Source organism: Bacillus sp. FSL K6-3154 (assembly GCF_040869395.1).
GTDB lineage: Bacteria > Bacillota > Bacilli > Bacillales > Bacillaceae > Bacillus > Bacillus safensis.
The window spans coordinates 3,191,268-3,214,198 of sequence record NZ_CP152033.1 but is presented as its reverse complement, the minus strand read 5'-3'; the positions used below and the strand labels follow the sequence as shown (position 1 = coordinate 3,214,198).

Below are 22,931 nucleotides of genomic sequence, written 5' to 3'. Positions count from 1 at the left end.
TCGATTAACGTTTATTACGGTTGCGCAAGAACGTTGGGATATCCAGCGTATCATCGCTTGATTGTGTATTTTGTCTCGGCTGAGATGATGACTGCTGATGTTCCTCACGTTTTACTTCACGTTTTTGAGGAATGGATTGATTTTGCTTTAATCCTTGCCCTAATGGATTTCTTTGTGGTTTTGACACCTCTGGCTCTTGCTCAATAAATCCAGTTGCGATCACGGTTACCACAATTTCATCCTTCAAGTTATCATTAATGACAGAACCGAAAATCATGTTTACATCTTCATCAGATGCAGAAGCCACAATGTCCGCTGCTTCTTGTACCTCATAAAGACTTAGGTTCGTACCACCAGTAATATTCATGATGACACCTTGTGCACCGTCGATTGCCGTTTCTAGAAGTGGTGAAGAAATAGCTTTCTTCGCAGCTTCAGCGGCACGATTTTCACCAGTCGCAACACCGATACCCATAAGAGCAGAACCTTTATTGGACATGATCGTTTTCACGTCAGCAAAGTCAAGGTTGATTAAACCTGGTGTAGCAATAAGATCTGAGATCCCTTGAACACCTTGTCGTAGCACGTTATCTGCTGCACGGAATGCTTCAAGCATTGGCGTGTTTTTATCAACAATTTCAAGCAAGCGATCGTTTGGAATCACAATTAAAGTGTCAACTGCTTCTTTCATAGAAGCAATTCCTTCAACTGCTTGAAGCTGACGCTTTCTTCCTTCAAATGTGAAAGGACGAGTCACGACTCCAACTGTCAATGCACCAGAATCTTTTGCGATTTTTGCAATGACAGGTGCAGCACCCGTACCAGTTCCACCGCCCATACCAGCAGTAACAAAGACCATGTCTGCGCCTTTTAATACTTCTTCAATCTGTTCTTTGCTTTCCTCAGCAGCTTTTTTACCGACTTCAGGATTCGCACCTGCTCCAAGCCCTCTTGTCAGCTTAGCACCGATTTGCATTTTCGTTTCTGCTTTTGATAGATTTAACGCCTGTGCATCTGTGTTGACTGCAATGAAATCGACACCTTGTACGTCATTTTCGATCATTCGGTTGACAGCGTTATTTCCGCCTCCACCTACTCCGATTACTTTAATTGATGCTAGGCCGTCTATATTTGTTTCAAACTCCAACATGCTGAATCCTCCTAATCCGTCGAAAATCTAATTCTATTCCCAGAACATATTAAATAGTTTTTTCATTTTGCCCGGTTTTTTATTTGTCTCTTCTTGTGCTTTTTGTTTTACTTTCGGTCTTGGCTGCGCTTCTTTCACTTGTGGTGCAGAAGAAACCGGCTCCATGGATGCGCCTACTTCATGAAACGCCTCATCCGGCATTTGGAATCCAACTTGTCTGCCCTGAATCTTTGCATTGCGATAAGCAAAGTGGATCAGACCCACTCCTGTCATATACTGAGGTTCTCTCACCCCAATATAATTCGGACTTGCAATTCTAACATTGTTTTGCAAGACCGTTTGTGCAAGAGAAAGGATACCTGGTATAGCTGCCTGTCCACCTGTTAGAACGAATCCGCCAGGCAAATCATGGACACCCATATTTCTTAATTCCTCTGCCACAAAGAGCAAGATTTCTTCCAGCCGAGCCTCGATGATATTAGCCGCCTCAAGCTGTGTATACGTCTGTTTCTGATCGGTACCGATGACAGAAACTTCAAATGTTTCTTCAGACGATGCCTCATCATAAAACGCATGTCCAAATTGTTTTTTGATTCGTTCAGCTTCTTCAGTAGAAGTTCTAAGTCCTATAGACAAATCTTTTGTAATGTTCTCTCCGCCCAAAGGGATACTGTGAGTAGAATAGAGATGCCCGTTTTCAAATACGGAAATCGTTGTAGATCCGCCGCCAATATCGACGAGAGCTACCCCTAGATTTTTTTCATCTTTCGATAATGCTGCTGAGCCCGATGCGAGCGGCTGCAGGCAAATATCCATAATTTCAATTCCAGCTCTTTCTACACATCGGAGCCAGTTATGTAGAATCGTTTTAGAACCTGTAATTAACGATCCATCCACCTCTAGCCGAACACCAAGCATTTTTTTCGGATCAGTGATCTCATCTCTTCCGTCGACGATAAATTGTCTCGGGATGACGTCTACGACGAGATGTTCTTGAGGAATAGATACTACCTGTGCAGCATCTAAGACACGTCTCACATCTTCAGCATGTATTTCTTTGTTTTCACTAGATACTGCGACCACGCCGCTCGTATTCTGAATATGAATGTGGTTTCCGTTAATTCCGACAATCGCCTTTTGTAAAGGAAAACCTACCATTCTCTCAGCCTGTTCAAATGCTTGTCTAATAGAATGAACTGTCTCATCTATATCAACAATCGATCCTTTTTTTAACCCTTCTGAAGGGACATTTCCAACACCTATAATGTTAAGCGAATCATCCGCCATTTCTCCGACGATGACTTTTATATTGGATGTACCGATGTCAAGGCTGACGTAAATTTCATTGTTGTTCATTCTATGGCACCTCCTCACATATCAATACTTTCTATTCTATTATTTGCTGAACAACAATACAATGAATGTGTTTTTACAAGTGTGTAACAAAACTTAAAAAATCAACATTTTTTATTAGGATTACTGAAAATATTCGTTACATCATATGTATATCCTTTTTTATGACTCACTTTTTTTCTTTTTTTCTCTAGAAATTGTCCATTTTGTTAGTAGAATTCTGCGAATAACTGCTATATTTTGAAACAATCTAACGCCGAAAGCAAACATTCCGACTAAATACAAGTCTACACCAAGATGGACGCCCAGAAAAGCTAAACTTATTGCAAGTATAATATTAAAGAAAAAGCCTGATACAAACACTAGTTCATCGTATGCCCCTTGCAGATGTGCCCTGATTCCACCAATCAATGTATCAAGCGCAGCAAGTACAGCGAGGGAAAGATAATTAGAATACTCATTCGGTATCGTAAAATTTGTTAAGAAACCGATCGCAACTCCTATGATTAAGCCAAGTACAGGAAGCCACATTAAGATTTTCCCTCCTTTACATCGTCAAGAGGCTTCAACTCGTTTAACTGAATTGCACCGTCATATGCTTTTAATTGAATTTGCTGCTTCGGCTGGCTAATACTTAAGCCGAAATTTTCCTGAGCAAACAAATCACCAATATCTGATACATTTAAACGGCTGTATAATTTGTCGGCCTGGTCGCTGATCATCTTGATGGTCACTTCATCACCATCTAAGCTGTAGCCATCCATTTTCGTCGTACCATTAATATCTCGAATCACACTTGTATTAATCACACGGTGGTCATTAATGGAAATATGTTTTGCCCCATACATATTGGCTTCGTTGATTAGCTTTTTCAGAAGATCAGGCGGGATATTTTTCACTTCTTCTCCGGTCAGATCCTTGGAGAAGAGCTGAGAGATGTCAACTTCAATTCCCTCCCCTGTCACTTCTGTAAAACCAGCCTTTTCTTTTAAATCTTTTAATGTTTTAGTTAGTTGAGCTTCTTTTGATTGATCTCCTTGATGACCATACTTTTTCAGCATTTCATCGTATTTATCAATTTCTTTCAGTAAATCCAATTCTTTACTTTTAGATGCAGATAAATCCTCTCTTAGCTCCCACACATCGCGAGTATCACGAACTTTGGGCTTTTGCAATGAATTAAATTGGATGGAGACCATGATGCCGAATATCACCATTAAGGCTGTCAAACTAAGTAAAGGCTTCTTTTTCCTCAACACCACTCACCTTTTCACTTTTAATCTTTGTGTTTTAAAAGAGGATTCATACGAATATCCTTTTTTTCAATCGTCATCGAAATGTGATCACTTGTCAGCTGATCGACTACTCCTCCTGCAATATTTAATGCAGGTATTAACACAGCCGGATCACCAATAGCAGAAATAACAAATGGCGCTGGATGCTGAACACCGTCAACTGTGACAACTGGGCCATTACAATGTATGTATGATTGGTGTGTAATTCTCTGTCCATTAATAGATACGGCAGAGGCCCCTGATATAAACAGTTCGTTTATCACATGAAAAATGTGGCTCTCATGAACAATGTAATTATTGACATTTTGTCCACTCGGGATATAAGATGCATCTTCAAGGGATACTTGTACCCCTTTTCCTTTTACACCGATCTCTCCTGTAAACATCCTGTATTTCTCAACATCTTCCAATACATTAAAATACTGCTCTTTTTCATTTTTCAAATTGGACTCAGTGGCTTGAACCTGTGATTGAAGACTATATAATTCTTTTTCAAGTTTCTGATTCGCCTTTTCTTGCTTTGTCAGCTGACTTTTCAAGGAGTATTCTTTTTTCCATTGCTCTGTTCGAATGACATCTGCCTGATGCTGCTTAGTATATTGGTATGAAAAAGAAATCAGAAAACCAAGAACAAGCATGACAATTGAGAATATAACTGTTTTGCCTCTCAACGTTCATCTTCCTTTTTCTTAGATTTAAACGCTTCAAAATACGTCGCGACTTCCATATGGATTGTGCCTTTTTCAGATGGCGAAAGTTCTTTTACAATGGCAGGATAGGTTTTCATTTTATCAGCGAATGTTTTAATTGATGCAATCACGGTGTTCCCGTCATTCATATAAAATTTAACGAGCCACTGGTTTGAGCTTGTTGGCACATAATATATTTCTGAGATGAGTTCCTGAATAGAGGCTGGCAGCTGATTTAAAGATCTAACCGTTTGCTTCAGCTTCTCTTTATTGTCCCAATCAACAAAAATAGGTCCTGCATGACTTGGTGTGACTTCTTCTGGTAATGCTGTCCCATTTTCAAGAAGCTCATAGTATAAATTTCCCTTTTGAAGATACGCAATATTGGCATATTCCTTGACAGCAATACTAACCTTATTTGGAAAATGTTTTTTGATACTGACACTTTTAATCAGTTTGTTTTGCTTAATATGATCTGCTGTTAAATCTTTATTTAAATTCCAAAACTCTGTTTCGCCTTCTTTAATCTGGGAAAGTTTCACAAGCTGTTTTGTAGGGACATGCTCATTACCCGTAATAGTTAAAGAAGAAATTTTACTGATTGGTGTCTGCAAATAAATAATGATTAAAACCATGATAAAAAACAGTAGAATAAAAGAGATTAGTCTCCGATTCGCTTTCTGCTTCCTTTGTTCTTTAATTTTAGGAATTCGTTCTTCTATATTGACGATCTTTTCATTTTCATGATCAGGCCGCATATATATTCTTCACCCCATTCAAAGCTGCTTGTCCACACCTTTGGGTCATCTTTTGATGAGAAAACAAACGGCATTCTTTCATGCCGTTTGTTTTCCTGTGATGCCATCATTCATAAAACTTGCTTTTAATTTGCTTCACCGATAATTTCTACTTCTGTATGCATATCTACATTGTAGTCATCTTTAATTTTCTTTTGGATGTACTGGATTAAGTCCAGCACGTCTTGAGCAGTAGCCCCGCCAGCGTTCACAATAAAGTTGCCATGCATATCAGAGATTCTTGCTCCGCCAATTTGGTACCCTTTTAAATTCGCTTTTTCTACAAGCTGTCCTGCATATTCAGGCAGTGGATTTCGAAAAATACTTCCGGCACATGGTCGATTATAAGGCTGTGTTTCCTTGCGATAGTCTTTATTTTGCTGCATTTTCTTTGTGATTTTCTCGCGATCATCCTGTTTGAGCTTAAACACGGCCTCGAGAACAATGCCTGGTCGTTCCTTTTGAAGGACAGACGTTCTATAGCTAAAGTTCATCTGCTCATTTGTTAGCCACTCGATGCTTCCATCTTCAAATAAGATTCTCGCTTTCACAAGAATCTTACTGATATCAGATCCGTGCGCACCTGCGTTCATATAAACAGCGCCTCCAATAGACCCTGGAATACCAGCTGCAAATTCCAGCCCTGAAAGACCCTGCTTACTAAGAGACGTTGCAAGCCTTACAACAGAATAGCCGCCGCCAACTATAATTTCTTCACCATTTACAGTTAAGTGATCAAGTCCAGCGCCTAACTTCAGGACGACGCCACGTATTCCTTTATCAAGTACGAGTAAATTTGACCCTCTTCCAATAACCGTCCAGTCCGCGTGGTGTTTTTTTATCTGATCCATGATCGTTTTAACTGAATCGATATCTTTAGGAACGATCAATAGATCTGCCGGCCCGCCTATTTTCATTGTCGTATGATTTGCAAGCGGCTCATTTTCAAGCACTTTACCGACTTGCGCTTCTAATAATTCATTCTTCAAGTTCTCCATATTACCCTCCGCCTTACCTAATATCATTCCATCATGTAGTCGTAATTTCTTTTAATACATTATATAAACGTCCAGCCGCATCTGGTACTCCAAGTTCTTTTGTTAAACGGCTCATTTCGTTTAATTTTTCTTCATTACCAGCAATTTCATCAATGGCATGAAGGAGGCTTTCTCCAGAAAGCTCTGATTCTCTTAAAACGATTGCAGCGTCATGCTTTTCTAGTGATCTTGCATTGATTTCCTGGTGATTTGCCGTCACGTATGGGCTTGGAATAAAAATAGTTGGAATTCCAAGGGCTGTTACTTCAGCAATCGTTGTGGCACCGGCTCTTGCAACAATCACATCAATCGATTTCAAGTACTCCGGCATTTGATGCAAGAAAGGCTTTGTGATCATATTAGGTGCTGCACCTTTTTCCTTTAGTTCGTTCAGCACTTTTTCATAATGAACCTCACCCGTGATATATAAAAGCTGATAGTTCTTAGCCTTTAATCCATCTTGCATGTCAATAACTGCTCTATTAATTGGCGCAGCCCCCCGGCTCCCGCCAAAAATAAGAACCGTTTTTTTCGTTTCATCCAGTCCAAACTCCTTCAGAGATTTCCCCTCTTTTATAGAGACGACTTCAGAGGCTCTAGGGTTTCCCGTAAATACAACCTTTTCAGAAGGAAAATGTGCCTTTGCTTCTTCAAAGCAGATGGCTACCTTATCAACATATCTTGCTAGAAACTTATTCGTGATACCAGGCAGACTGTTCTGTTCGTGAATAATGGTCGGGATTTTCAGCTTAGAAGCTGCATAAACGACAGGCCCGCACACATAACCACCTGTTCCAATGACCGCATCTGGCTTAAATTCCTTTAAGTAAGATTTGCTTTTTTGAACGCCTTTTAGAAATCTCATCACCGTTTTTACGTTATCAAAGGAAAGCTTTCTTTTAAAACCTGAAATTTCTATGGATTTGAAAGGGATATTTTCTCTTTCTACAATTTTCTTTTCAAGTCCATTTTCAGTACCAATATATAAAAATTCTACATCAGGATGCAGTCTTTTCACTTCTTTAATAAAAGCTAAGGCTGGATAAATATGTCCGCCTGTTCCGCCTCCACTGATTACTATACGCATTATACCATTTCCCCTCAATTTTTTTCTGCTCTGAACAAAGTATAAACCCTGTTTTAAACAACAGGGCTCCGTTAAAACCTGTAAAGAAGAGTCAAAAAACATGTTTCCAATACAAAATCTGTCATTTCTACTCTTCAAATCATTTTTTTGTACTTTTGCAAAATAAATGTCATCATGGTTTCATGAACTAGCAGCACTAATATCTAGCGTACCTGCTTACATTTAAGAGTACGCCAATTGCCATCAGCATTAATGTCAGTGATGAGCCGCCATAACTTAGGAATGGGAGCGTGATACCTGTCACAGGGATAAGTCCAGTAACAACTGCGATATTAATCATCACTTGAATGGCAACCATTGAAATAATACCAACTGCTAGGAAACTTCCATATAAGTCTGGGGCTCCAAGTGCTATTCGTATGCCTCTCCATAATAGAACACTAAAGAGCAGCAAAATGAGTGATCCTCCTATAAAGCCAAGCTCTTCAGACAATATTGCAAAGATGAAGTCTGTTTGAGGCTCAGGTAAATAAAAGAATTTTTGTCTACTTTGACCGAGACCCATTCCGAACAGACCGCCTGGACCAACAGCGTATAAGGATTGAATAATTTGAAACCCACTGCCTAGTGGATCTTCCCAAGGATTTAAGTACGATGTAATTCGTTTTATGCGGTAGGGCGCTGATAAGACTAGTGCAGCAAATCCGCTGAGCCCTAAAAGACCGAGAAATATAAAGTGAGCAATTCTCGCACCTGAAACAAATATCATAATAATACAGGTTCCAACCATTACCGTCCCTGTTCCCAAATCTGGCTGCAGCATGATGATGGCAAATGCAGAAAACACAATGCCTAATGCTGGTGCGAAACCTTTACGAAAGGATGTGATATTTTTTTGTTTTTCAGATAAGAATTTTGCAAGAAACGCAATCATCGCAAGCTTCATAAATTCAGAGGGCTGAATACTAAACGCACCGACACCGATCCAGCTTCTTGATCCATTTCTCTCCATACCGATACCAGGAATAAGTACAAGCAGCAAAAGGAGAAAACAAACAGCAATCAATATCTTTGACCAAGTCCGCCACGTCCAATAATCGACTCGCATAATGAAAAACATCGCGATAACTCCGATTCCGGCAAACAAAAGCTGTCTTTTTGCAAAATAAAACGAATCATCAAATTTATACGATGCCCACACAGCACTAGCGCTGTACACCATAATTAAACCAATCGTCAATAAAAGTAACGTAATGACAACAAGCAAAAAGTCCGGAGAAGTTTTCTTATTCGTCAAGAGACCGACACCCCAAGCATAATTTCATTTGGGCTGTCAGTCATACGAGAGACAAGCCCTTATTTAAGCATATGCACGGCGTTTACAAACATGTCTCCACGTTCTTCAAATGTTTTATGTTGATCCCAGCTTGCACAAGCCGGGGATAATAAAATCACGTCTTCTTCTTCAGAAATGTTAAACGCCGCAGGTACTGCTTGTTCAACATTATCGACATGTTTTACGTGATGTATTCCCAGTTCTTCACCAAGCTTCACAAACTTAGGTGCCGTCTCACCAAATGTGATAATTCCTTTTACATTTTTCATAAAAGGTTTCAATTCATCAAATTCATTGCCGCGATCAAGCCCGCCAGCTAGTAAAATGGTCGGCTGATTAAAAGCTGACAATGCTTTACTTGTTGCCAGTATATTGGTGGCTTTACTATCGTTATAGAATTTTCTGCTTTGAATTGTATCTACAAACTGCAGACGATGCTTCACTCCACTAAATGTCGTGAGAACGTGTGCGATTGCTTCATTTGAACAGCCTGCATTTTTCACGACACAAATAGCTGCCAAAATATTTTCTTGGTTATGCTCACCAGGAAGAACAACATCCTTTAAATCGATGATATGTTCATTCATGTAGTAGATCGCACCATTTTTAATATACGCACCATGTTCTACTTGCTCTTTCACTGAGAAAAACACTTTTTTTGCTTTTGAAGCTTCAGCCAGTTTTACGACTGATGGATCATCGAGGTTAATAACAGCTATGTCATCTTCAAGTTGATGTGCGTATACTTTCTGCTTTGCTTTTTCATATTCATCACGAGTGTGGTGATAGTCTAAATGTGCATCAAAAATATTTAATATTAAGCTGATTTTAGGTCTGAAATCAACTGTTCCCATTAACTGAAAAGAAGAGAGTTCAGTTACGATCCACTCATCGCCAGCTGCTTTTGCAGCGACTTCGCTGGCAACCGTGCCAATATTACCTGCCACTAAAGTTTTTTGACTGTCTTGTTTCAACATTTCATAAATCAAAGTCGTGGTAGTGGTTTTTCCATTTGATCCAGTGATCCCAATAAAAGGAGCTGAGGTTAAATGATAAGCTAATTCTATTTCCGTCCAAACTGGAATTCGTCGGCGAAGCGCTTCTTGAACCATCACATTTTCATATGGAATTCCTGGATTTTTAATTAAAATCGTAATTTCTTTATCATCGAACATACGAAGAGGATGGCTGCCGCAAACGACATCAATCCCCTTTTCAGAAAGAAGCTGAGCAGGTTCATTTTCTTCAAACGGCTTTTGGTCATTTACTATGACATTTACTCCATGCTCATGAAGAATTGAAGCTGCCGCATATCCGCTTTTTGCAAGACCTAATACTAGTACATGTTCGTTTTTTAACATTTGCATCTTATTCAATTATAACCACACCTCGATGTAAATTCCTAAAACAGCAAGTAATAAACCAGCTGTCCAGAAGGTGACAACTACTCTCCACTCAGACCAGCCAACTAACTCATAGTGGTGGTGAAGCGGACTCATCTTAAAGATTCTTTTTCCAGTTGTTTTAAAGGAGATCACTTGAAGAATAACGGATAACGTTTCGACAACAAATACTCCTCCAATAATGACAAGTAAAATTTCAAGCTTTGTTAAAATCGCAATTGCTACAATCGCTCCGCCTAAAGCAAGCGATCCTGTGTCACCCATAAATACTTTTGCAGGATGCGCGTTAAACACAAGAAACCCAAGAACGGCTCCAGCAACAGCTACTGAAAAGATCGCTACATCGTACTGTGATTGATTCCAAGCCAATATAGCAAAGGCTCCAAAGGCAATAGCCGCGGTTCCAGATAATAGACCATCCAGTCCATCCGTTAAGTTCACGGCATTAGAACCTCCGACAAGCATGAAAACGACAAGGATAAAGTAAGCCCATCCTAAATCGAAGCTCACATCTGTTCCTGGAATGCGAATCGTCGTTGCAAACTGATAATAATGGAAGACTGCATAAAAAATCACTGCGATCACAATTTGACCAATTAATTTCTGTTTCGATGTTAAACCTAGGTTTCGTTTCATCGCTACTTTAATATAATCATCTAAAAATCCTAATAGACCGTAGCCAAGCGTGACAAATAACAATAAAAACATTTCTGGACTAATCTCAGAAAATTTGTTGATCATCACAATCGTTGTAATGGTAATAGAAAAGATAATCATAATTCCGCCCATTGTCGGAGTACCTGATTTCTTTTGGTGAGACTGTGGTCCTTCTTCTCTAATACTTTGACCAAATTTAAGCCTTCTTAAAAACGGAATAAAAATCGGGGATAAAAGAACACTGATTAAAAATCCCATTATGATTGTAAACAATATCACCTGTTCAAGCATCGTTCTTTACTCCTTCCGAATTTCCAAAGCCGTTTTCCATCAGAAAATCACATTCATTATTAAGGTATTCATTCGCGTTCTTCGTATGTTGTTTTTGTACAAAATGCTTCATTTCATTACACTCTTTTCATCATTTTAAGATTTGTTTAGATCTAAAATAGCGTCCATAGCAACCTTTGCATCATCAAAATCGTAAACTTGATCGCCGACGATTTGATATGTCTCATGACCTTTACCCGCTATTAAGACTGTATCGCCTTTTTTCGCATTGGCAATTGCAAAAAAGATGGCTTGTTTGCGATTCACAAAACTATGATAATATGCGTCTGGCACCCCATTTTCCATATCCTTTAAAATAGCTGAAGGATCTTCGCTTCTTGGGTTGTCTGATGTAAATACAGGTTCATCTGCATACTTCACAGCGATTTGGGCCATTTGAGGACGCTTTGTTTTATCACGGTCGCCGCCGCAGCCTATCACACAGAAAATTTTGCCCTCTGTTAATTCTCTACACGTTGTCAGGACATTTTCTAAGCTGTCAGGTGTATGGGCGTAATCGACGATAACAGGGAAATCTTGATCACAGTTCACAAGTTCAAATCGGCCTTTGACTCCCTCCAGCTCTTCAATAGCACTTACAATCGTTTCAAATGTTAAGCCAGATACGATCCCTACTGATACAGCTGCTAGAATGTTGTACACATTAAACTTACCGATGAGGGCAACTGTCACATTTTTTGTGCCAATTGGAGTGATCAAATCAAATTGAGTCCCCTTCGGTTTGATTTGAATATTCTTTGCCATTACATCTGCTTTTTGCTCTAAGCCATATGTCATGACTTCAGCAGCTGTCACTTTTTCATAATAACTCGAAGCGTCATCATCTGCATTTAAAATCGCATGCTTCGGCTTGTCGTGATGAAAGGCACTGCCAAGCTGTGAGAATAGCAAGCTTTTCGCATGTTTATATTCTTCCATTGTGTTGTGGTAATCAAGATGGTCCTGAGAAAGGTTTGTGAAAACAGCAATATCATAATCACATCCATGTACCCTGCCAAGATGCAGTGCATGTGATGATACTTCCATAATGGCTGTGTCTACATCTTGGTCAAGCATCTGTTTAAAAGTTTTCTGAAGTGTGACACTTTCAGGTGTGGTGTTTTTCACATCGAGAATGTCATCATTCACCTTCATATACATCGTACCGATTAAGCCAGTTTTCTTTTCGGCTTTTCTCATCATTTGTTCAATCATGTGTGTTGTGGAAGTTTTTCCGTTTGTTCCTGTGATCCCGATGAGATTCAGCTTATGAGTTGGCTGCTCGTAAAACGCATCAGCTATTCTTGCAAGAGCTCTTTGAGAGTGTTTTACAATAATGACTGGTACATCTGATATGTTAAGAGGGTGTTCTGCTACAATCGCTGCAGCCCCGCTTTTCACCGCTTTTTCAGCATAATCGTGTCCATCTACTGTATAGCCTTTTATACAGACAAAAAGGCTTCCTTTTTTCACCTCTCTTGAATCCATTTCAATGGAAGTGATATCAGGATTTTCGTTTATTAGTTCGTTGTTTTCACTTTTAAAATATGTAAGGAGTTCTTGTAATTTCATTTCATATCAAACCTCTCAAATTCGTTCACGTGCATGTCTTGTGAAAAAAACACACAGTCTATATTTTATCGTAAAAAAAGGGATACATCCAGCGTATTCCTTAAGTTTCTCTTGGAAAAAACACACTTTAGGCTCTTTTTTTCCAACAGACCTTCTCTTTCAACAAAAAGAGGCAGCCGAATGAGTGCGGCTACCCTCTGTTCATTCTTTATTATTCATCGTTTAAGTATAATCTGATGGTGGAGCCTTCTTTGACTTTTGTCCCGGCAGCAGGCGATTGCTTCACCACTTTACTGCCAGTTCCAGAAGCATCGATCTTCAGGTTAATCAGTAAGGATTCAAGGTCTGAAACAGATCCCCCTACAAGATTCGGTACTTCAATGGTTTTTGTGTCCAGCCACTGGTACTTCTTTTCAATTTGTCCTTTTCTTTTTTTCACACCCATCTCAGGCAGGCTGTCCCGCATAATATGACCCACAATTGGTGCAGCAACTGTCCCGCCAAATTGAATAGTGCCTTTCGGGTTATCTACAGCCACATATACAACGATACTCGGATCATCAGCAGGCGCAAACCCGATAAATGACACAATGTGGTTATTTTCCATGTACTTGCCGTCTTTTACCTTCTGTGCTGTCCCTGTTTTTCCGCCAACTCGATATCCTTCAACAAATGCATTTCGGCCAGTTCCTTGAGCGACTACACTTTCAAGCGCATATCTGATTTCTTTGGATGTTTCTGCTGAAATCACTTTCTTTTTGGCAATCGGTGATTGCTTTTTCACTACCTCTTTTGTGATTGGATCTATCCATTCTTTTGCAATGTACGGCGTGTAAAGTGTTCCGCCATTTACCGCAGCTGCTACGGCAGCTACTTGCTGTATCGGCGTAACAGATACACCTTGACCAAAGGCAGTTGTTGCCTGCTCTACAGGACCAACCCGGTCCAGCGGGAACAAAATGCCTCGCCCTTCCCCTTGAAGATCGATTCCTGTTTTTTGGCCAAACCCGAAATTTTTAATATAGGAAAATAATTTATCCTTTCCAAGACGGTCGCCTAGCTCAACAAAGCCAGGGTTACAGGAGTTTTGAACCACTTCTAAAAATGACTGTGATCCGTGTCCGCCTTTTTTCCAGCACCTCAGTCTTGCACCATCAACTGTCACAGATCCGCTGTCAAAGAAATGATCGCGTTTTAAATTGACTTTTTTCTCTTCTAGTGCTGCTGCAAGTGTAATAATTTTAAATGTCGACCCTGGCTCATATGTGCTCCACACCGGTAGATTTCGGTTAAACACTTTCGAGTCAACTGATTGATAGTCCGCTGGATCAAAATCCGGTCTGCTCGACATCCCAAGCACTTCACCGTTCTTCGGGTTCATCGCAATTGCAATCATCCCATCTGGGTTATATTTTGCCTGCGCATTGTCTAATTCCCGTTCTATAATGGTTTGCACCTTCGCATCGACAGTTAACTTCATATCAAGACCATCTTTAGGTGGTGTATAATCATCTGCTTCATCTGGCATTTTCTGCCCTTTTGCATCGGAATAGAACTTGACAGAGCCTTTTTCACCTTTTAGGTCATCATCATAATAGGCTTCCAGTCCAAGTAACCCTTGATTATCAATTCCGGCGAAGCCCAGCACATGAGAAAGAAAACTGCCAAACGGATAGTGTCTGATGCTGTCTTCCGCAACATAAACGCCATCTAAATCAAGCTCTCTGACTTCTTTTGCTTTTTCATGAGATACTTTTCTGCCTTCTGGAGAAATTCGTTCGATGGATGTTTTCTTTGTGACGTGCTTGTACGCTTTCTCTTCAGACATATTCAGTACTGCCGCCAGTTTCTTGCTTGTTTCTGCCGGATCTTTAATTTGCCGCGGGACGACCAATATAGATGGGGCACTTTTGTTCGTCGCAAGCTCTACCCCATTTCGGTCCAAAATATCTCCCCTTTCTGGTTCGAACGGGAGATTCCGGCTCCATGAATCTTTTGCTAAGCTTGTCAGCTTCTCGCCCATAATAAACTGTACATATCCTAATCTAGTATCTATGATGAAAAAAATGATCACCCCAAACAGCAGCACGAAAAGCAATCGTTTTCTCACTGTTACACTTGATACTCGCACGCCCGGTTCACTCCTTACATACATATGGCTTGTTTCCATCATATGCAGGCCCGTCCTTATGTAGAACGTCTCGTCTATCCCGCTCGGCAAAAGAAAAAACCTAGCAAGTGGTTTGCTAGGTTTTGCAGTTAATTCGGGCTTTTAAATGTCACAGTGACGACTTTATCTGAAATCTCCGCTCCATTTTTCACACTTTGTTTGACAGCATATCCTTGTCCTTTTGTTTCGATATGCACACCGGAAATGGATGCATATTGAAGGACTTCCCGTCTCGACCAGCCTGTCATATCAGGCATTTTTATCGTTTTTCCTGCTGTTTTCAAGAAAACTTTCTGGCTTTCAGAGAATTCAGAGCCTGCACTTGGCCACTGTCGTTTAATGGAGAGGCCGTCGCCGATGACAACAGGCGTTAAGTTTTTGTTTTTGGCTTCTGTTTCCGCCTGCTTCACTTCTAAATCTAAGAATGAAGGCATTGTTTCTTGTTTCACTTTTTGTTCGCCTGATTTTTTATCGTCTGTTTTTGTTGGTGCAATATTTAAATATAGCAGACTATTTTTCATGACTGGGTTAAAGATTTGTGCAACTGGGGCAGAGCCAGTTTCTGTATCAGACAGCTGCGGCTGCTGTACAGCGACATAAACGAGCAGCTTCGGATCATCTTTTGGCGCCATTCCCATAAATGAAAAGACGTAATCGTTTCTTCCTTTGAGATAACCGCCGGCACCGCCAATTTGTCCTGTTCCTGTTTTTCCAGCAACGTCAAATCCTTTGATTTGGTAAGGCTGGCCTGTTCCAATCTTCGAGGAAACCACCTCACCTAAAATGTCACGGACTTGCTTTGCTGTATCAGAGGAAATTGGTTTTCCAGCTACTGTTGGTTCGTGCTGTAAAATCGTTTTGTTTGTGTTCGGGTCTGTAATATGATCAATGACATATGGCTTCATCATCGTTCCGCCGTTTGCTATTGCTGTCGCTGCTTCGATTTGTTGAATCGGTGTAATGGCAGACGCTTGACCGTAAGCCGTCGATGCTTTGTCATATTCGTATCTGTAATTGATTTTACTAGACGCTTCGTTCGGTAAGTCAATACCTGTTTTGTCATAGAAATGGAACTTCTGCAAATATTGTTCGTAGCGCGTGAAGCCTAATTTTTCTTTTGCCAGCTTTGCAAAAGCTACATTAGACGAACGGAGAACCCCTTCATGAAAGTCAATTTTTCCCCAGCCGTTTCCATTGTTGTGGTCTCTTACAAGGCCGCCTCCTACTTTATAAGTACCCGATTGATATTTATCATTGCCTTGGTAGACCCCTTCTTGGATTGCCGCAGCAAGTGTGAAGATTTTCATCGTTGAACCTGGTTCAAACGCATATGAAATGACATCATTGTTATAATTCGTAATGTCTAATTCATTTAAATTAAAGCTTGGCCGCTGTCCCATCGCGAGCACCTTTCCCGTTTTTGGGTCAACGACTGTGGCAATGATTTTCTTCGGTTTATATTTTTTGGCAACCTGCGTCATACTTTCTTCAAGGAACGCTTGGATTTTTTGATCGATGGTCAGCGTGACATTTTTTCCATCCTTCGGAGCGACAATGTCTTCTTTACTATTTGGAAGAGCCCATCCGCTTCTGTCACTGTTATATGTCACATAGCCGTCTTTTTCTTTTAAAAATTTGTTCAGCGCCTTCTCAAGTCCCATCGCGCCTGACATGTCCTTCGTTGCCTCATCTAATCTTGCATAACCGATCAGATTCGACGCAAACATGCCGTTTGGATAATATCGCTTCGTGTCTTTTTCAAATGCGATCCCTGGAAGCTTTAGCTTTTCAATTTTTTCTTTTGTTGAAAAACTGATGTCTTTCCCAGCTTTACCAAACTCAACTTGGAACGCATCTTTTGTATTCAGACGCTTTAAAATTTCGCTTTCGCTCATATCAATGACTTTTGACAGCTCTTTTGCTGTCTTTTCTTTGTCGACGACATGCATCGGGTGCTTTGGATCGACCGTCATTTTCTTGCTCATGATCGCAATGAGCTTATAGACAGACGTATCCTCGGCAATCACATTCCCATTTCGGTCTAAAATAGACCCTCTTTTCGCTTCAAGTGTTTTCTTCGATTGATATTGTTCATTTGCCTTTGCGGCTAACACTTGGCCATCGACCGTTCCTGTAATCTGAATATAAATAAAACGTGCAAGGATGATAAAGAAAAACAGGGCGAAGCAAATACTCGCAATTGCCGCGCCTCTGTTCATCATTTTATTCTTTTTAGGCATCGCCATCTTAATCGACCTTCTTAACATCTTTCGAAATGCTTAAGCCAGCTTTTTTCGCAGTATCAATGACTCTCTCTGGTTCACTCAGCAAGTCTTTTTCCTTTTGAAGCTCAGTGATCTTCTTCGATTCTAAAGATACTTGCTGCTCTAATTTCTGCACCTCGATATTGGCGTGATAGACAGCAAAGGCTTTAGAAATGATGAGAATGGAGCTGCACATAAGAGCCATGACAAACATGACAAGTAAGATTTTTTCACCAAGTGTGATTGAACCTCTTCTTTTAATTACAACCGATTGGCCTTGCTGCTCTGTTTGATATTGTTTTACTTCTCTTTTGTAAGCCAAATTACTCATAAGAAACCTCCTTTTTATCATCATCTATGGTGTCGTTTTACTTTTTTTCTGCAATTCGGAGCTTCGCTGAACGGGCACGGTTGTTATGTTCCAGCTCTTGTTCTGATGCAACGATTGGTTTTCTCGTGATCAGCTTCAGCTTTGGTTCAAGTCCTTCTGGAATCACTGGTAGTCCGTGCGGAAGTTCTGGAAGAGAAGACATTTCTTTAAATGTACTTTTACAAATCCGGTCTTCAAGTGAATGGAATGTAATGACAGAAATTCTCCCCTTCGGATTGAGTAACTCTATTGCTTGTTCTAGTGCTTCTTCAAAAACTTTCAATTCATCATTGACGGCAATTCGGATCGCTTGAAACACTCTTTTTGCTGGATGTCCGCCAGTTCGTCTTGCAGGTGCGGGAATTCCTTCTTTGATAATGTCGACAAGCTCACCTGTTGTTTCAATTGGTGCTTTTTTTCTAGCTTCTTCAATTTTGCGTGCGATTTGCTTGCTGAATTTTTCTTCCCCATATTTGTAGAAAATCCGAACTAGATCTTCAAATGGCCATTCATTCACCACTTGTTTTGCCGACAATGCGGCTGTTTGATCCATTCGCATGTCAAGAGGTGCATCATGGTGATAACTAAAGCCTCTCTCTGGTGTGTCGAGCTGAGGAGATGAAACCCCAAGGTCAAAAATCACACCGTCTACGCTTGTAATGCCTTGTTCATTCAGACGTTCTTTTAAATATCGGAAGTTGCTCTTTATGAAAAGAATGTTCGCTTTTGAATCTGCGAGCTTCTCTCGTGCATGATCCAGTGCAGCATCGTCTTGGTCAAATCCAATCAATGTACCTTTTTCTGATAGTTGAGATAGTAAATATGAGCTATGACCTGCTCCGCCCAGCGTGCAGTCTACATATGTACCGTCTTCTTTGACGTTTAAACCGTCAACTGTTTCTTTTAATAATACTGTCTCATGTTGAAACATGATGTTATGGTCCCACCTTTTTCAAATAGAAATGAATGTGTAGAAAGCTTGCTGCACAAGGGATTATTATATATCAAACCCAATCATGTTTTCAGCAATTTCAGCAAAAGAATCTTCTTGCTCTTCTGTATATTGTTCCCAGATCGACTTACTCCACAACTCAATTCGATTTGAAACGCCGATGACCACACATTCTTTTTCGAGTTTTGCATATTGGAGTAGGTTTGATGCGATGTTAATGCGCCCCTGCTTGTCCAGATCACATTCAACTGCGCCGGAGAAGAAGAACCGGGTAAACGCACGTGCATCTTTTTTCGTTAGCGGCAGTGCTTTGAGTTTCTCTTCAATTAGTTTCCACTCACTCATAGGGTAGCCAAATAAACATTGATCAAGCCCTCTCGTCAGCACAAACTGTTCTCCGAGACCGTCTCTAAATTTAGCAGGGATGATCATGCGCCCTTTTGTATCAATCGTATGTTGGTATTCACCCATGAACATGATAATCAGAGCCCCACTTTCTCACCCTTACTCTCCACTATCCACCACTTCTCTCCACAAAACTTATTTTACACTGTTTCTACATAAAAAAAAACCCTGAACTAGTCAGGGTTCATTAAAACTTTATTTCAAAGTTTGACAATTTGCTGCTTGTTTTGAAATGAAAATGGCAGATTTTTGAACGTTTTGAAGAATTCTGGACCATATTTGTTTAAAAAGTACATGATATTCCAAATTCTTTCTTGCGGGGCATCTAATGGTTTTAAGCTGTTTTCAATCCGTTCAAAATCTCGAAGGATATATCCTTCCTTCTCTTCCACACGCTGCGCCACCTTTTGATAAACAAATTGAAGCTGGTCTTCGATAAATTTGGCATTTTTATCTAGCAGCTGTTCGAAGTTTGGTTCAACCTCCAGTGCTTCTTGCCTCAGTACGCCATGAACATTCGCTAATTCACGTTTCGCCTGATCAACGGCTTGAACAAAGCTGTCTGGAAGGCTTTGCTCAAAGTGAGCCTCTTTCTTTTCTTTTACTCCGTTTGTGAGCACTTCTTCAAGAGAAAGTTCTCTGACCGGCAGCTTCTTATCGATGTGCCTTTCAAGAATGGTCACGTGCAGTCTTGGAAGAACGGGTGCCATCTTTAATTCAAAATGCTCAAAAATTCCTTTCAGTTCTCCCCAATAGTTGACTTCACCGTGGCCTGCCATAAAAGCAAGTGTTGGGAGAAGGGTTTCCTGCATTAAGGGACGCGTCACCACATTGTTGCTGAACCGTTCTGGGTGCTCCTCAATTTCCTGCAAAAGCTCTTCTTTTGTCCACGTAAGCCCCACTTCTGATATAGAAAACTGGCCGTTTTCTTTTTCAATAAGGAAACGCTCTTCATCATATTCGTAAAACAGGTTCGCCTGATTGTCACCAGCTTCTATGATAGGCTGATATCCCGCTCGTTTCATGGCAGCCTGCGTTTCATTCAAACGAGCTGTGACCGCATCATTTGTCTCAACAATATGCTTGAATAACGTACGCTCAAGTGGTTTGACGCCTAAGTCTCCTGAATTAAATAGAAGCAGTCCATCTTCTTCAAAAAGGTCGCATACAATCCATTCAAAGAAATCCGTAAATGTTTGTGATTTGCGTAAACATCGAAGAAGCTGATCAAGCAAGTCATTTGTATACGCAGATTCTTCATATGTTGAAAACACATCGCGGAGCCATTTCTCTGTTTTTTCTTGATGCAGAGGTGTTCTTTTGGCAGCAGTTTTTTTGACGTTATGTAATGGCAGCTTTTGCTTGACTGGACCTTTTTCGCCAGATGTGTAGACAAAATTAATTTCATCTACGTCATGATCCTCACCTGCTACCCAAAAGACTGGAATCACAGGAACGCCAAGCACTGATTCTTTTTCTTTTGCGAACTGAATAATGGATATGATTTTATGTATGGTATAAAGCGGTCCTGTCAGTAGGCCTGCCTGCTGTCCTCCAACCACCATGACACTCCGTTCATCACGGATCTTTTCAATGTTCTGACGCATCGCTGTCGATTCAAACTTTGCGTGGTATGCGCTCATATAATCCGCTAAAGCCTCGCGCGGGAAGCTCATTTCCATGAGATCGTCGTATCTTTTTTTCCATGTGTGCTCAGAATGTATATCATAATCAAAAAAAGCAGTCATCTCTTTTTTTTCTTCTATATAATCACGTATGAATAAATTCTGACTTCGGATGGAAAGTTCAGTCAATTGCATGTTTAGAACTTCCTTTCTTCAATAAATAGTTAGTTTCCCGAAAAAAGTATAGCATGTAAATGAGCTCACTCAAAAGATTTTGTTTGCTTTTTTTCCAATACTTCCAAGCTTCGATTGAAGAAAGTAAGATGTGGCGCCAGAATTTCTTGAGCTTGAGCCTTTTTTAAAAGATAGCCAACGATGGCTTTTCTTTCGGTTTCACGGCCTTTGACGATATCTTGAAGCATTGACGATTGATTGGCGGCCGTTTTCTTACAAATGGAAACGACGTGTGACCAGAGCCGCTCTTTTTCAGCCAGACCTAGAATGGACAATGCTTCCTCAAATGCACATTTCATCATGTATTCATATGCAGGAGTTGCGATCAATTCTCCATTTTTCACATGCAATAAAGCCGTGAGCGGGTTAATACAGACATTGACCAGCAGTTTTTCCTCCAGCACTTTTTTCCATTCATCCGTATAAATCATCTGAAATTGGGCCGGCGTTTCATTCAAAGCATTTCTCACATCAGCTGCATCCTCAGGATGAAAAGCCCCCCACTTGATGACACCAATCCCTGTATGGTTTACTGCATGATCTGATACCTTCATCGCCCCGTGCTCTACAACACCGATATATATCGAATGCGGCGTGTCCCAGTTTTCTAAATCTAATAAGTGGGCCATGCCATTTTGTAAAAATAAGATTCGTTGACGAGGTAATGTGGATAGTTCATCAAGCACCTCTTGCAGCTGGTGATATTTCACCGTCACAATCAGCAGATCAAATACTCCTGTAATCCCTGCCCTTGCCTCCGCAGACGCCAGGAATGTGTCTCCTTTTACCGTTCGCTTAATACCTGATGTTCGAATCTTCTCTGCTTGTTCTTTTCTTCTTGTCAAAACAGTGATGTCATGATGCTGTGATAAATAACTGGCACAAAGCAGACCAATCGCACCGCCGCCAATGATTCCAATGTTCAACTGCCGCACTTCCCTTTTTCTGTTTACTTCATCATATCAACCATTTTAACAGTTTCAAGCCGCGATGCAAAAAGCAGATGGCGCGCCGCGATTGAATTTTTTTAATTTAAAAACTATAATAATAAGTGTAAAAACTTTTTGAGGCGGATGGGATGAAAACGCCTTCAACGACATCACTGTCAACATTATGTGTGTAAGGGGGAAGATCATATGACACAAGTAAAACGACTTCTAATCAATTACAAAACTTTAGAGGAATTTAAACAATTTAAGGAATATGGCATACAAGAACTATCCATGCTTGAAGACCTTGAAAGTAATATGATTGAAAATGACAGCAACTCTCCATTTTACGGGATTTATTTTGGAGATAAGCTGGTTGCACGTATGAGCCTTTATCAAGTGGACGGCTCGACGACAACGTATTTTGACCACAATCATGATTATTTAGAGCTGTGGAAGCTGGAAGTGCTTCCTGGGTATCAGCGTAAAGGGTACGGCGAGGCACTTGTTGATTTCGCCAAATCTTTCGGACTGCCAATCCGGACCAATCCACGCGTCAAATCTGCTGGTTTTTGGGATAAAATGGGCTTTGAAGCGGTAAAATATGATATGGAACGCGACAAAGGTGAAAATCCACTCATCTGGGAACCTGCCCATATTCAAAAGAATACAGGTGAATCCGCTTAATCACTGATGGCAAAACGCCCCTCCTTTCTCTGTGAGGGGCGTTTTCTTATTTAGCATATTCTTTTAAGTTGATATTCTGTTTGACTCTTTCAACAATCCCAATAAGTGCCCGGTAGTCTTCTTCTGTCATTTTTAATTGCCGCTTCAAATGTTCATTTTCTTCTGTGAGCGACTTCAGTTGATGCTGCGTGTCCGCCAGTTCTTCGCGTAAATAAGCTGAGCCAGCCGGTTCTTTTTCAAGCTTCTCTAAAAACTGAATCACTTCTCGCAAGGTCAATTCAGCCTGATCTGAAGTTGCCTTTTCTTCTATCGTTAACGTATTCTGTGGTAAACCCGAGGAATGAATTCCAATCTTTTTACGCAGTTCTTTCCGCTGTTTTTTCGCCAGCTCAATGCCTGCCTGATATTGTTTTCTGACGTATGAGTTCCATCTGAATCCACATGCTGCCGCTGTTCTTGACAATGCTTTCCCGACTTCCTCAAATGCGGAAAGCTGCGTTCCTCCATCTCGAATATGCCTTAAGACGACTTCTGCTAAAAGTAAATCTTCATCTTGTGTCCATGCGTCCTGCCTTGTAATCGTCAATTG

21 protein-coding genes are annotated in these 22,931 nt (G+C 40.5%); 1 reads left to right on the top strand and 20 read right to left on the bottom strand.

Translation table 11 applies throughout. The features are described 5' to 3' along the window. Positions 1–4: 4 nt before the first annotated feature. The 19 genes from ftsZ to MHH61_RS16530 all read right to left on the bottom strand — a co-directional run bounded on the left by ftsZ (position 5) and on the right by MHH61_RS16530 (position 21,652). The gene (gene ftsZ, locus MHH61_RS16620) at positions 5–1,150 is read right to left on the bottom strand and encodes a cell division protein FtsZ (RefSeq protein ID WP_024426931.1); all 1,146 of its coding nucleotides are present in this window, start codon (positions 1,148–1,150) and stop codon (positions 5–7) included. A 33-nt stretch (positions 1,151–1,183) separates the two neighbouring features. Beyond that, entirely contained in the window at positions 1,184–2,506 is a 1,323-nt protein-coding gene (gene ftsA, locus MHH61_RS16615) for a cell division protein FtsA (RefSeq protein ID WP_024424253.1), read from the bottom strand. A gap of 159 nt (positions 2,507–2,665) precedes the next feature. After that, entirely contained in the window at positions 2,666–3,034 is a 369-nt protein-coding gene (locus MHH61_RS16610) for a small basic family protein (RefSeq protein WP_003210988.1), read from the bottom strand. Beyond that, a complete protein-coding gene (locus tag MHH61_RS16605; protein ID WP_024424254.1) occupies positions 3,034–3,759 on the bottom strand; it encodes a DUF881 domain-containing protein in 726 nt (241 codons plus the stop codon). The genes MHH61_RS16610 and MHH61_RS16605 overlap by 1 nt, the downstream gene beginning before the upstream one ends. A 20-nt stretch (positions 3,760–3,779) precedes the next feature. Beyond that, a complete protein-coding gene (locus tag MHH61_RS16600; protein WP_025092542.1) occupies positions 3,780–4,469 on the bottom strand; it encodes a DUF881 domain-containing protein in 690 nt (229 codons plus the stop codon). Then, positions 4,466–5,245: a cell division protein FtsQ/DivIB gene (locus MHH61_RS16595; RefSeq protein ID WP_024424256.1), complete on the bottom strand. Its 780-nt coding sequence runs from the start codon at positions 5,243–5,245 to the stop codon at positions 4,466–4,468. Before MHH61_RS16595 ends, MHH61_RS16600 begins: the two co-directional genes overlap by 4 nt. A gap of 125 nt (positions 5,246–5,370) precedes the next feature. Beyond that, positions 5,371–6,282, bottom strand: a complete 912-nt coding sequence (gene murB, locus MHH61_RS16590) for a UDP-N-acetylmuramate dehydrogenase (RefSeq protein WP_125586847.1) — start codon at positions 6,280–6,282, stop codon at positions 5,371–5,373. A gap of 31 nt (positions 6,283–6,313) precedes the next feature. After that, positions 6,314–7,408, bottom strand: a complete 1,095-nt coding sequence (gene murG, locus MHH61_RS16585) for an undecaprenyldiphospho-muramoylpentapeptide beta-N-acetylglucosaminyltransferase (RefSeq protein WP_034623688.1) — start codon at positions 7,406–7,408, stop codon at positions 6,314–6,316. 196 nt (positions 7,409–7,604) lie between these two features. Further along, positions 7,605–8,705, bottom strand: coding sequence for a stage V sporulation protein E (gene spoVE, locus MHH61_RS16580; RefSeq protein ID WP_024424259.1), 1,101 nt, complete (start codon positions 8,703–8,705; stop codon positions 7,605–7,607). Positions 8,706–8,764: 59 nt separating this feature from the next. After that, complete coding sequence (gene murD / locus MHH61_RS16575; protein ID WP_024426928.1) at positions 8,765–10,120, bottom strand: UDP-N-acetylmuramoyl-L-alanine--D-glutamate ligase; 1,356 nt, start codon at positions 10,118–10,120, stop codon at positions 8,765–8,767. Next, positions 10,121–11,095, bottom strand: a complete 975-nt coding sequence (gene mraY, locus MHH61_RS16570; RefSeq protein ID WP_003211854.1) for a phospho-N-acetylmuramoyl-pentapeptide-transferase — start codon at positions 11,093–11,095, stop codon at positions 10,121–10,123. 135 nt (positions 11,096–11,230) lie between these two features. Continuing rightward, a complete protein-coding gene (locus MHH61_RS16565; RefSeq protein WP_024424262.1) occupies positions 11,231–12,706 on the bottom strand; it encodes a UDP-N-acetylmuramoyl-L-alanyl-D-glutamate--2,6-diaminopimelate ligase in 1,476 nt (491 codons plus the stop codon). A gap of 211 nt (positions 12,707–12,917) precedes the next feature. Further along, positions 12,918–14,837, bottom strand: coding sequence for a stage V sporulation protein D (locus MHH61_RS16560; RefSeq protein ID WP_024424263.1), 1,920 nt, complete (start codon positions 14,835–14,837; stop codon positions 12,918–12,920). 128 nt (positions 14,838–14,965) lie between these two features. Continuing rightward, entirely contained in the window at positions 14,966–17,116 is a 2,151-nt protein-coding gene (locus tag MHH61_RS16555) for a penicillin-binding protein (RefSeq protein WP_034623711.1), read from the bottom strand. A gap of 7 nt (positions 17,117–17,123) precedes the next feature. Next, complete coding sequence (gene ftsL, locus MHH61_RS16550) at positions 17,124–17,471, bottom strand: cell division protein FtsL (RefSeq protein ID WP_125586849.1); 348 nt, start codon at positions 17,469–17,471, stop codon at positions 17,124–17,126. Positions 17,472–17,508: 37 nt separating this feature from the next. Next, entirely contained in the window at positions 17,509–18,441 is a 933-nt protein-coding gene (gene rsmH / locus MHH61_RS16545) for a 16S rRNA (cytosine(1402)-N(4))-methyltransferase RsmH (protein ID WP_024426925.1), read from the bottom strand. A gap of 66 nt (positions 18,442–18,507) precedes the next feature. Further along, entirely contained in the window at positions 18,508–18,939 is a 432-nt protein-coding gene (gene mraZ / locus MHH61_RS16540) for a division/cell wall cluster transcriptional repressor MraZ (RefSeq protein WP_003211163.1), read from the bottom strand. Between the two features lie 128 nt (positions 18,940–19,067). Next, complete coding sequence (bshC, locus tag MHH61_RS16535) at positions 19,068–20,687, bottom strand: bacillithiol biosynthesis cysteine-adding enzyme BshC (protein ID WP_034281681.1); 1,620 nt, start codon at positions 20,685–20,687, stop codon at positions 19,068–19,070. Between the two features lie 65 nt (positions 20,688–20,752). Continuing rightward, positions 20,753–21,652, bottom strand: coding sequence for a 2-dehydropantoate 2-reductase (locus MHH61_RS16530; protein WP_034281680.1), 900 nt, complete (start codon positions 21,650–21,652; stop codon positions 20,753–20,755). A 210-nt stretch (positions 21,653–21,862) separates the two neighbouring features. Here MHH61_RS16530 and MHH61_RS16525 point away from each other — a divergent pair, with 210 nt between their 5' ends. After that, the gene (locus MHH61_RS16525) at positions 21,863–22,342 is read left to right on the top strand and encodes an N-acetyltransferase (protein WP_007499784.1); all 480 of its coding nucleotides are present in this window, start codon (positions 21,863–21,865) and stop codon (positions 22,340–22,342) included. Between the two features lie 46 nt (positions 22,343–22,388). Here the strand turns inward: MHH61_RS16525 and gerR are convergent, their stop codons facing one another. After that, positions 22,389–22,928: a sporulation-specific transcriptional regulator GerR gene (gerR, locus tag MHH61_RS16520; RefSeq protein WP_061109804.1), complete on the bottom strand. Its 540-nt coding sequence runs from the start codon at positions 22,926–22,928 to the stop codon at positions 22,389–22,391. Positions 22,929–22,931: the final 3 nt, after the last annotated feature.